This window comes from Bacillus sp. FSL K6-1006 (assembly GCF_038593175.1).
In the GTDB taxonomy this organism is placed as follows: domain Bacteria; phylum Bacillota; class Bacilli; order Bacillales; family Bacillaceae; genus Bacillus; species Bacillus safensis.
Window position 1 is genome coordinate 3710216 of the sequence record NZ_CP151970.1, and the last position, 12086, is coordinate 3722301.

Annotated in this window: 6 protein-coding genes; all 6 read left to right on the plus strand. The window is 45.0% G+C overall.

The annotated features are described in order from the left end of the window. Positions 1–4 precede the first annotated feature (4 nt). Genes NSS65_RS19270 through NSS65_RS19295 form a run of 6 tightly spaced genes read left to right on the plus strand, consistent with a single transcriptional unit; the run spans position 5 to position 11981 of the window. The gene (locus tag NSS65_RS19270) at positions 5–790 is read left to right on the plus strand and encodes a 2,3-dihydro-2,3-dihydroxybenzoate dehydrogenase (RefSeq protein ID WP_144496503.1); all 786 of its coding nucleotides are present in this window, start codon (positions 5–7) and stop codon (positions 788–790) included. Positions 791–816: 26 nt separating this feature from the next. Next, the gene (gene dhbC, locus NSS65_RS19275; protein WP_144496504.1) at positions 817–1995 is read left to right on the plus strand and encodes an isochorismate synthase DhbC; all 1179 of its coding nucleotides are present in this window, start codon (positions 817–819) and stop codon (positions 1993–1995) included. A 27-nt stretch (positions 1996–2022) separates the two neighbouring features. After that, on the plus strand, positions 2023–3642 hold the full coding sequence (locus NSS65_RS19280; protein ID WP_144496505.1) for a (2,3-dihydroxybenzoyl)adenylate synthase: 1620 nt from the start codon (positions 2023–2025) through the stop codon (positions 3640–3642). Positions 3643–3660: 18 nt separating this feature from the next. After that, the gene (locus NSS65_RS19285) at positions 3661–4569 is read left to right on the plus strand and encodes an isochorismatase family protein (protein WP_144496506.1); all 909 of its coding nucleotides are present in this window, start codon (positions 3661–3663) and stop codon (positions 4567–4569) included. A gap of 15 nt (positions 4570–4584) precedes the next feature. Beyond that, on the plus strand, positions 4585–11733 hold the full coding sequence (locus NSS65_RS19290; protein ID WP_144496507.1) for a non-ribosomal peptide synthetase: 7149 nt from the start codon (positions 4585–4587) through the stop codon (positions 11731–11733). Positions 11734–11753: 20 nt separating this feature from the next. Continuing rightward, positions 11754–11981, plus strand: coding sequence for an MbtH family protein (locus NSS65_RS19295; protein ID WP_025093680.1), 228 nt, complete (start codon positions 11754–11756; stop codon positions 11979–11981). Positions 11982–12086 lie beyond the last annotated feature (105 nt).

Genomic DNA, 12086 nt, shown 5'->3' on the forward strand with positions numbered 1-12086 from the left:
ACACATGAAACACAGTGGTCTATCTCAAAAAGTTGTCCTTATCACAGGCGCAGGACAGGGTATTGGACAAGCAGTCGCAAAAAGACTAGCCGAAGAAGGTGCGATTATTGCAGCAGTTGACGTAAAAGAAGATCAGCTGCAAAGCACCGTCCAGCAAATGAAGGATGAAGGCATACGTGCCTTTGCCTATCCAGGTGACATTACCGATCAAGCATCTGTTCAGCACATGGTCGATCAAATTGAAAAGCAGCTTGGCCCCATTTATTTACTGGTCAATGTAGCAGGCATTCTTCGAATGGGTTCTATTGACCAGCTTAGTGCAGATGACTGGCAACAAACTTTCGCAGTCAACACACATGGTGTCTTTTACGTATCTCAAGCTGTCTCCAAATACATGATGAAAAGATCAGAAGGGGTCATTGTGACCGTCAGCTCTAACGCAGGTGCCATTCCTAGAATGAATATGGCTGCCTATGCCGCTTCAAAAGCAGCAGCCACTTCATTTACAAAAACGCTTGGATTAGAACTGGCTGCCTATGGAATCAGGTGCAACGTCGTCTCTCCTGGGTCTACCGCAACACCTATGCAATGGGCTTTATGGCCTGATAAACAAGGAGAAAATCAGGTGATTAAAGGTTCACTAGAGACGTATAAAACCGGTATTCCTTTACAAAAAATCGCTGATCCTCAAAATATCGCTGATGCAGTCATTTTCTTTGCATCTGAGCAATCCAGTCATATTACGATGCAGAATCTCACGATCGATGGCGGCGCAACACTCGGAATCTAGCATTTCATTTAAAAGGAGGCCTTTTCATGAAACATTCATTATTGTCGTCCGAAGAAAAAGTACAATTGCTTCAAGACTATCAGCCAGGCGCTTTTTTTCTTGCTTCACCTAAACGCACGATACTTGCCGAAGGGATTTTCCAGCATATTGAAACCAATCAGCTAAATGAACTATCCACAAGGGTAGCGCACGTATTTGAAGATGCCAAACAAGCTGGAATTCAAACACCGATTGTGGCTGGTGCTGTCCCATTTGATCCGGCGCAGCCCGTTCGTTTAAATGTACCAGTCCATGTACAGTTTAGTGATCCACTCGAATTTCAACAAGGTGATGAGGAGTCAGAAGCGGCATCGCCATCCTATGAGGTGACACCTGACCCTTCTCCTGAAGTCTACATGAATGGTGTGAACGAAGGGTTAGCTAAAATTGAAAAAGGAGAGCTTAGCAAAATCGTCATTTCTCGATCTCTCCATCTCAAATCAAATCAAGACATTCCTACGAAAACAATACTCGAACGACTGGCTCGTCATAATACGACTGGCTATACGTTTGCTGCAAATGTAGCTGATCCGAAGTCTTCCCAAAAGCGCACACTTCTTGGGGCAAGCCCTGAGCTGCTCCTTTCTAAAACCGGTTCATCTGTGATTTCCAATCCACTCGCTGGTTCCCGGCCGCGCAGTTCAGATCCAGTAGAAGACCAGCGCCGCCGCGATGAACTCCTTACCTCAGCGAAGGATTTACACGAGCACGCAGTGGTTGTTGAAGCTGTTACTAAAGCGCTTACTCCATACTGTCATACACTAGATGTGCCTGCATCTCCATCCGTCATTCAAACAGAAACGATGTGGCATTTATCTACTGTGGTCAAAGGTGACTTAATAGATTCCAGTGTGTCCTCAATTGATTTGGCACTTAGCCTTCATCCAACACCCGCAGTATGCGGAACACCTACAGCAGATGCACGTGAAGCCATTCAAGCGATTGAACCCTTCGATCGAGGATTTTTCACAGGAATGATCGGTTGGGCAGATACAAATGGTGATGGTGATTGGATTGTCACCATTCGTTGTGCAGAAGCTGAGGGTCACTCCCTACGTCTCTTTGCTGGTGCAGGAGTGGTCAAAGGATCAAAGGCAGAAGAAGAGCTAGCTGAAACATCTGCAAAATTCAACACGATGCTTCACGCGATGGGCATCCATCAGTGATAAAAATAAATAGGAGATGACAAAAACATGTTTGTTCAACCACCTACATGGCCAGAAGAATTTGCAAAACGCTACCGTGAAAACGGCTGTTGGCGTGGGGAAACCTTTGGCGGTATGCTTCGTGAACGCGCCGCATCGTTAGGAAATAAAACAGCCATTACATACGCTGATACGCACATAAGCTACCAAGAACTTGATCAGCGCGTCAGCAGTCTTGCTGCCGGTTTTCTTCAGCTTGGAATTCAGAAAGGAAGTCGAGTTGTCGTGCAGCTTCCTAACATTCCTGCTTTTTTTGAAGTCATTTTCGCTTTATTTCGAATCGGTGCTTTACCCGTCTTCTCTCTGCCATCTCATAGAAGCAGTGAAATCACTTATTTTATTGAGTTTGCCGAAGCAGACGCATATGTCATACCAGATATCGATGGCGGCTTTGATTATCGATCACTCGCACGTCAAGTGAAAGGAAAGCTTCCCTCATTACCTCATGTCATTGTTGCAGGGGAAGCTGAGGAATTCCTTGACTTGGATGATCTGCGCAAGGACCCAGCACTTGATCCCCAAATTCATGTAGAGGCAAGCGATATTGCATTTCTTCAGTTATCTGGAGGCAGCACAGGCCTTTCAAAGCTTATTCCTCGCACGCATGATGACTATATTTATAGTCTTTGGAAAAGCAATGAGGTGTGCGAGCTCACACAAGAAAGTGTGTATCTAGCTGCACTTCCAGTTGCGCACAACTATCCATTAAGCTCGCCTGGCGTCCTTGGGACGTTATACGCAGGCGGAAGAGTCGTTCTTGCACCTGGATCAAGCCCTGATGTCGTCTTTCCACTCATTGAAAAAGAACGGGCGACCATTACCGCTGTCGTTCCACCAATTGCATTGATTTGGCTAGAGGCCGCTCCTCATCGGTCAGATGACTTATCGAGTCTTGAAGTCTTACAAGTCGGTGGTGCTAAATTCAGTGCTGAGGCAGCAAAACGAGTGATGCCTACACTTGGATGTAAGTTACAGCAAGTTTTTGGCATGGCAGAAGGTCTGGTCAACTATACCAGATTAGATGACCCTGAACATGTCATTATTCATACACAAGGACGCCCAATGTCTGAATATGATGAGGTACTAGTGGTAGATGATGAGGACAAGCCCGTCCCGCATGAAGTGGCTGGACATCTTTTAACAAGAGGACCTTATACGATTCGCGGCTACTATAAAGCCGATGAACAAAACAAAAAAGCATTTACATCCGATGGCTTTTACAGAACAGGTGACATCGTGCGATTAACCAAAGAAGGAAATGTTGTTGTAGAAGGCAGAGACAAGGATCAAATCAATCGTGGCGGCGAAAAAGTTGCCGCTGAAGAAGTTGAAAACCATTTACTTGCGCATCCTGACATTCATGATGCCGCCATGGTGTCTATGCCAGATCCATTTCTTGGCGAACGCTCATGTGCCTTTGTTATCGCGAAAGGAAACAACAAACCAGCACCGCACATCTTAAAATCATTTCTAAGAGAACGCGGGCTCGCAGCCTTTAAAATTCCCGACCGCATTGAATGGATCGATGCGTTCCCGCAAACAGGTGTAGGCAAAGTCAGTAAAAAAGCATTAAGAGAATTAGCTGCAACCCATACTGCCAACGTATAAAAAAGAGGAGTGAAAACCATGGCAATCCCTACTATTCCTGCATATCCAATGCCAAGCACACAAGATTTACCCGAAAATAAAGTGAACTGGATACCAGATCCGAAACGTGCTGTTCTGCTAATACATGACATGCAGCAATATTTTTTAAATGCATTTCAACAAGATACATCACCGATCACAGAGTTAGTGCAGCATATTCAACAATTACGTGATACATGCAATGAACTTGGAATCCCCGTCGTCTATACAGCGCAACCTGGTGACCAAGACCCGAAGGATCGTGCCTTATTAACAGATTTTTGGGGACCTGGACTTGGTGATGATGAAGCATTGACAAAAATCATTGATCAGCTTGCTCCATCTGAGGCAGATACAATGCTGACAAAATGGCGTTATAGCGCATTCAAGAAATCTAATTTTTTGGATATCCTTCAAGAAGGCGGGCGTGATCAACTGATCATTACTGGCGTATATGCACATATTGGCTGTATGCTGACAGCCGCAGAAGCATTCATGCTCGATATTGAAACCTTTTTTGTCGCCGATGCCGTCGCTGACTTTTCACTGAAACATCACAAAATGGCCATGACCTATGCAGCTGAACGCTGTGCAGTCACCACAACGACAAACCAAATCATCAGTCGTTTAACAGGACAAGAAGCAAACAGTGATGATTTATCCTTTGAGGCCATCGTTCACCAAGTAGCTGAGTATCTCCAAATCGAGCCAAATGAAATACCACTTGATGAGAATCTCGTCTACCTTGGACTTGATTCTATTAGAATGATGAGCCTAGCGGAAAAGTGGAGACAGCAAGGAGCGACAGTTAATTTCGTTGAGCTTGCCGCAAATCCAACGCTCGCTCATTGGCGGACTCTTCTTTTCCCAGAAAAGCAGCCATCTATCCCAAATATCGATTACTTGTAAAGGAGGAATAGACCCTTGTCGATCCAGTCAGTCGATTCATTCCCGCTAACCGGTGCCCAATCAGGCATTTGGTACGCGCAGCAGCTTGATCCAGCTAATCCTATTTTCAATACAGCTGAGTATATAGAGATTAAAGGTCCTATTGATCCCATACATTTTGAAGCCGCCATTAGAAAGACTGTCTTAGAAGCAGATTCCTTGTATATGCGCTTCATTGATGATACTGACGGTCCAAAGCAATGGATGAGATCTAAGAAAGAAATCCCATTTCAATATGTCAATTTACAAAATGAAAAACAGCCGCTTGATGCGGCTAAAGCATGGATGAAGGCAGATCTTTCAACACCAGTCTCTTTAGAGAAAGATGTATTATTCCGTGAAGTACTTTTTCAGCTTGCTGACGACCGATTTATCTGGTATCAGCGCATTCATCACATTGTCATTGATGGATTCGCCTTTTCGCTCATTGCACGTCGTGTTGCTGAGGTCTATTCAGCCCTATCGCAAGGGACACCTGTGCCTCCTCAAACATTTGGAGCCTTACATGACGTAGTTCAAGAGGAGTCCACTTATCGACAGTCCAATCGATATGAAGCTGATCGAGCGTTTTGGAAAAATCGCTTTGCTGATCAACCTGAAGTTGTCAGCCTTGCTGAGCTTGCACCAAGAACGTCGGATCATTTTATTCGCAAAACGGCTGGCTTCGATGCCGAAAAGGTAAGCAAAATGAAAAGAAATGCTCAAGCCTTCGGTGGTACGTGGCATGAAATGATCCTTGCAGCATCCGCATTATATATGCATCGTATGACTGGTGCACATGATATTGTTTTAGGATTACCTGTGATGATGCGCCTTGGATCGTGCGCCTTACAAACACCCGGAATGGTCATGAACCTGGTACCGCTTCGTTTAACATGCAAACCAGAAATGACGCTATCAGCACTTGTTCGCCAAGTATCTGATGAACTAAAAGCCATTCGCCCTCATCAAAGATATCGTCACGAGGACATGCGGAGAGACTTTAAACTTATCGGAAGAAATCAGCGATTATTTGGCCCGCAGATCAATATCATGCCATTTGATTATGATCTCATGTTCGATCAGAGCTTGGGTCAAGCACATAACCTCTCAGCAGGACCCGTGGATGATATATCGATCAACATATACGACCGCGTGGATGGGAACGGATTTCAAATCGACTTTGATGCGAACCCTGCCGTTTACAAAGAGCAAACAGTTGACGCTCATCAGCAGCGTTTTCTTCAATTGCTGGAGGAAATAACCGGACTAGAGCAAGAGCAAACGATCAGTCAATTCAACCTTCTTTTGTCTGAAGAGAAAGAGAACATCCTCAAGCACTGGAATGATACAAAACGAGAATTACCAAAGGAATCTTTACGGGAACTATTTGAAAAACAAGTGAGCAAAACACCACAAGCAAAAGCATTACAGTTTGAAGGAATTACTTTGACCTATGAGGAGTTGAATAACCGGGCTAATCAATTAGCTCATTATTTGAAAAAACATGACATTGGACCAGAACAATTTGTCGCAATTGCTCTGCCTCGGTCCATCAATATGGTCGTAAGTCTATTAGCCGTCGTCAAAACGGGAGCCGCATATCTGCCACTAGACCCTGATTATCCTAACGATCGTGTCGCCTATATGCTAGAAGATGCCAAACCAGCGTGCTTGCTCACAGTCAAAGAGACAGCAGACGGTTTGGACCATCCGCACATCGTTCAGCTGGATGATTCAACTGTTCATCAGGAGATAGCAGACAGTCCGCACATCAATCCGGCTTGGAGCGAGGGCTCTCCACATCACCCAGCCTACATCCTCTACACGTCAGGATCGACAGGCAAACCAAAGGGTGTTGTTGTAACAAAACGAAATGTGATCAACTTTATATTGTCCATGCAAGATTCATTTTTATTAGATCAAAAAGACCAGCTTTTAGCGGTAACGACCATTGCTTTTGATATTTCTGGGCTGGAAATGTTCCTACCGCTTTTACATGGGGCTGCTATTTTATTGGCAAAAAAAGAAACCATACAAGAACCAGCAAAGCTTTCAGACATGATTCGTTCTCATCATGTCACAATCATGCAGGCAACGCCAACGTTGTGGCATGCGTTGGCAGATGAATACCCTGATGTGATCACAGGTATGCGTGTTCTTGTTGGAGGTGAAGCACTCCCTGCCTCCCTTTTGCACACATTGCAATCTCTTCAATGTGACATTACTAATTTGTACGGACCTACAGAAACGACGATCTGGTCTACGATGGAAAATGTCACAGCACATCGAGAAAATAGTGGACCGGCAATTGGTAAACCCATTTGGAATACGAGCATTTACATTTTAGATGAAGGACTAAACCCAGTCCCAGCAGGATCAATCGGTGAGCTTTATATTGCAGGTGAAGGAGTATCCAGAGGATATCTTGGACGATATGATTTAACGGCTGAACGCTTTGTCGCTGATCCATTCGGCACAAAAGGCACGAGAATGTATCGTACTGGTGATTTAGCCAGATGGCGTGAAGATGGTTCAATTGATTATATCAGCCGTGCCGATCATCAAATTAAAATCCGCGGCTTCCGTATTGAACTAGGTGAAATTGAAACAGTGATGATGCAGCATCAAGCCATAAAGCATACATCTGTTATCGTTCGTGAGGATCAACCTGGGCAGCAGCTGCTTTGTGCGTATGTTGTGCTGACAGACCGGTCTTCTCTGCACCCTTCAGAGCTCAGGCAGTTTGCGGCTGCATTACTTCCTGATTACATGGTGCCTTCTGCTGTTGTCGTTTTGCCAGAACTTCCACTTACACCAAACGGTAAAATCGACCGCAAAGCATTACCAGCACCAAATATGTCTTTAGTTAGTTCTGAGCGTACACCTAGAACACCACAAGAAGACATGTTATGTAGTTTATTTGCAGAAACCCTTGGCCTATCTCAAATTGGCATAGATGATAGTTTCTTTGACTTAGGAGGACATTCCTTACTCGCCGCTCGCCTGCTTAGACGTATACGCGATACACTTGGTGCAGACCTAAGTATGAGTACCATTTTTGAATCACCTCGGGTTGCTGAGCTTGTGCAGCACATTGACAAAGCGAAGGACATTCGGCCGCCGCTTCAGGTTGAAGACAAACCAGATGAAATTCCATTATCCTTTGCCCAAAAACGGCTCTGGTTCCTTCATTGCCTTGAAGGGCCAAGTCCAACTTACAATATTCCACTTGTCATTCAACTGACAGGTACACTAGATCAAACAGCTCTCATTGGTGCTTTGGCAGATATCACTGAAAAACACGAAACCCTTAGAACCATTTTTCCAAATAAGAACGGCATGCCAAGACAGGTCATTTTACACCCGAAAAGTGTTCAGCCTGAACTCCATGTCACAGCTTCAAGCGATCAACAAATTGAGAATCAGTTAAACGAAGCCATTCGCTATAGCTTTCAGATTGAAGAAGAACCTGCACTTCGAGCTGAATTATTCACGCTTGATGCAAACCGATCCGTACTGCTTCTATTGCTGCATCACATCGCTGGTGACGGCTGGTCACTTGCACCATTGACGCGAGACTTAGCTGCTGCTTACGAAGCCCGTATACAAGGAAAATCCATCTCCTTGCCAGCAGAACCTGTTCAATATGCTGACTATGCTATTTGGCAGCAGAAGCTGTTGGGCAGTGAAGAAAAGGCGGATAGTCTATTTGCCAAGCAGCTCAGCTATTGGAAAGGTGCCTTACATGACCTGCCTGAAGAACTTGAACTGCCTTATGACTTCCCGCGTCCACAGGAAGGAAGCTTCAACGGTGCGACGATAGACTTTACGATTGAACCCGCTTTACATCAGAACCTCCTTGAGCTTGCAAAGCAGCATCAAGTGAGTTTGTTCATGGTGCTTCAAGCATCACTTGCAGCATTACTGACACGCATTGGGGCCGGTACAGATATCCCAATCGGCAGTCCAATTGCTGGACGGAATGACGATGCACTTGACGATATTGTGGGCTTGTTTGTGAACACACTAGTATTACGTACAAATACAGCTGGTAATCCAACCTTTAGTGAGCTATTGAAGCGAGTGCGAGACGTTGACCTAGCAGCCTATGAGCATCAGGATCTGCCATTTGAAAGACTAGTCGAAATTCTAAATCCAACCAGGTCCAGATCACGAAATCCATTGTTCCAGGTCATGCTAGCCTTCCAAAATACACCGAAGGCAGAAATGAAGCTGACACAACTTGACTCAGATCTTTACGTGAAACCAGTAGGGTCAGCTAAATTTGATCTGACCATCGAATTAACAGAACAAAGAACGGAAACTGGGTCAGCAGCAGGTTTAACAGGATTGTTTGAATTCAGTACAGATGTATTTAAAGAAAGCACCATTCGAGCAATCGCTGACAGAATGAAGCGCTTTTTAACAGAGGTAGCTGAGCGCCCGCATCTGCCGATTGGTCAAGTGAACATTTTATCAGATAAAGAGCGGCAAACATTTCTCCCTGACAAAAAGACATTTGCTCAGTTAGACCAAGCACATAGTCTCCCGGCCTTATTTGAAAAAACGGCGCAGCAATCCCCTGATCGAGTCGCAGTAACGTATGGTAATAGGCAGCTTACCTATGAAGAGTTAAATAACAAAGCCAATCGTCTTGCTCATTTATTAATAAAAAGAGGCGTTGGACCAGAACAGTTCGTTGCACTTGCCCTGCCTAGATCAATCGATATGCTCATAAGCTTATTAGCCGTTCATAAAGCAGGTGCAGCCTATGTTCCGCTTGATCCTGATTATCCAGCAGACAGGCTGGCATACATGATACAAGATGCCAAACCCGTTTGCAGCATCACAACAAAAGCAGATGCAATGCACCTCCCTGCTGATTGCGATTTGATTTTGTTAGACGAAAAGGAAACGAGCGATCAATTGCTGACAATGCCAACTCACAATCCGGCTGATATAGACAGAATTGAGCCGCTATCTTCTCTGCATCCGGCCTATATTATTTATACATCCGGTTCTACAGGGAAACCAAAAGGAGTGGTCATCCCACACCAAAATGTCATCCGTCTTCTGACATCTACTGAACATTGGTTCCAATTTGATGAAGAAGATGTTTGGACAATGTTCCATTCATATGCCTTTGATTTTTCAGTATGGGAAATATGGGGACCACTTTTATATGGCGGCCGGCTTGTCATTGTACCTCATACCATCTCTCGCTCCCCAGAAGAGATGCTGCAGCTTCTAGTTGAGGAAGGCGTGACTGTACTTAATCAAACACCTTCTGCCTTCTATCAGCTCATGCAGATAGACAAGGAACAACAAACACTTGGTCAAGCATTATCACTCCGCTATGTCATCTTTGGCGGTGAAGCATTAGAGCTTAGCAGATTAGAAGATTGGTACAGCCGTCACTCAGACTGTAAGCCAAAGCTCATTAACATGTACGGCATCACAGAAACCACCGTACACGTTACGTACAATGAACTCAATCGAGATATGATCACAAAGAACTCCAGCAGTTTAATAGGCGAACCGATTCCTGATTTACACGTGTACGTACTAGATGAATACCTGCAGCCTGTTCCCCCTGGGACGACAGGTGAAATGTATGTAGCTGGAGCTGGCCTTGCAAGAGGTTATCTAGGCAGACCTGACCTGACATCAGATCGATTCCCTGCCGATCCATATGGCGCACCTGGCACAAGGATGTATCGTACAGGCGACCTTGCGCGCTGGACAGAAGAAGGGGCTCTTGATTACATTGGCAGAGCTGATCATCAAATTAAAATACGCGGCTTCCGCATTGAACTTGGAGAAATCGAAGCCGTTCTGGCACGCCACGATGCAGTTGCACAAGTTGCCGTCATGATGCGAGAGGATCAGCCTGGCGACAAACGCTTAGTCGCCTATATCGTCCCAACTGAAGAAAACCGTTTCGATACAGAGACCCTTCGTCATTTTGCAGCAGCCAGTCTTCCTGATTACATGGTGCCCGCGGCATATGTACAGATTGACGCCATGCCGCTTACAGCAAACGGGAAGCTTGATCAAAAATCACTGCCAGCACCTCAATTGCATATGCAGCAAGCAGATGGCCGCGGCCCTAGAAATCCGAAAGAGGAAATCCTATGTCATCTCTTTGAAGAGGTGCTTGATTTGCCTAAAATCAGCATAGACGATCGCTTTTTTGACATTGGCGGCCATTCCTTACTTGCGGTTCGTTTAATCAGCCGCATTCGTGATGCACTTGGTGTCAAACTAAGCATTGGAACATTGTTTGAAGCACCAAATGTGGCAAGTTTGGCAGAGAAACTAGAAACAGGAAGCGATGAAAACGCACTAGACATCCTGCTGCCGCTGCGAACAAATGGAGAAAGATATCCACTCTTCTGTGTTCATCCAGCAGGTGGTCTTAGCTGGTGCTATGCAGGTCTCTTGAATACATTAGAAAAAGACATCCCTATTTATGGATTACAGGCTCGAGGAATCGCAAGAAAAGATGACTACCCGCACACACTAGATGATATGGCTGCGGATTACATCAAGCACATCCAAACGATTCAGCCAAAAGGCCCTTATCATCTTCTTGGCTGGTCACTAGGCGGAAACGTTGTTCAGGCAATGGCTACACAGCTCCAGCAGCAAGGTGAAGAAATCGCACTCGTTGCGATGCTGGATGCCTATCCAAACCATTTCTTACCGATTAAAGCAGCACCTGATGAAGAAGAAGCACTAATCGCTCTTCTTGCGCTCGGCGGTTATGATCCAGATACCTTAACAGGTGAACCGCTCACAATGAAAAGTGCCATCGACATCTTGAAAAAAGATGGCAGTGCACTAGCTAGCTTAAATGAAGATGCCATTAGAAATCTAAAAGAAACCTATGTGAATTCAGTTCGATTGCTCGGAGAATATCAGCCAAAAACTTATCAGGGGGACATATTATTCTTTAGATCTACCATTATCCCAGATTGGTTTACACCAATTGATCCCGAAGCATGGGCACCTTATATCAACGGAACAATCGAACAGCACGACATTCATTGCCGGCACAAAGACATGTGCCAGCCTAAACCCCTAGCAGAAATTGGTGTCATCTTAGACAACGCACTGCATCGGGTCAAACAAAAGCACTAAGAATAAAGGAGAGATGACAAATGACAAATCCCTTTGATCGTGAAGACGGTGTATTTCTTGTGCTGGTCAATGAACAAGGACAGCATTCACTTTGGCCATCATTTGCACCAGTGCCAGATGGATGGGAAAAGGTCTTTGGGGAAGACACTAGAAATGCCTGCATCGATTATATCCAGACACACTGGCAGGACTTGCGGCCATTAAGCTTAACAAAAGAACCTGCGCTAGCACATGGAAAAACGGAATAAATCACCGCACCCTGATCTCCATCAGGGTGCTTTTTTGACAGAATAAACATCACCATCTTTCAGCTCTTTCTGCTACAATTTAATTGAGAATGTTTATCAATCAAT

Excerpts from the sequence above, each read along its gene's own strand:
- NSS65_RS19270 (WP_144496503.1), top strand. The coding sequence starts at position 5 with ATGAAACACAGTGGTCTATCTCAAAAAGTTGTCCTTATCACAGGCGCA.
- dhbC (WP_144496504.1), top strand. The coding sequence starts at position 817 with ATGAAACATTCATTATTGTCGTCCGAAGAAAAAGTACAATTGCTTCAA.
- NSS65_RS19280 (WP_144496505.1), top strand. The coding sequence starts at position 2,023 with ATGTTTGTTCAACCACCTACATGGCCAGAAGAATTTGCAAAACGCTAC.
- NSS65_RS19285 (WP_144496506.1), top strand. The coding sequence starts at position 3,661 with ATGGCAATCCCTACTATTCCTGCATATCCAATGCCAAGCACACAAGAT.
- NSS65_RS19295 (WP_025093680.1), top strand. The coding sequence starts at position 11,754 with ATGACAAATCCCTTTGATCGTGAAGACGGTGTATTTCTTGTGCTGGTC.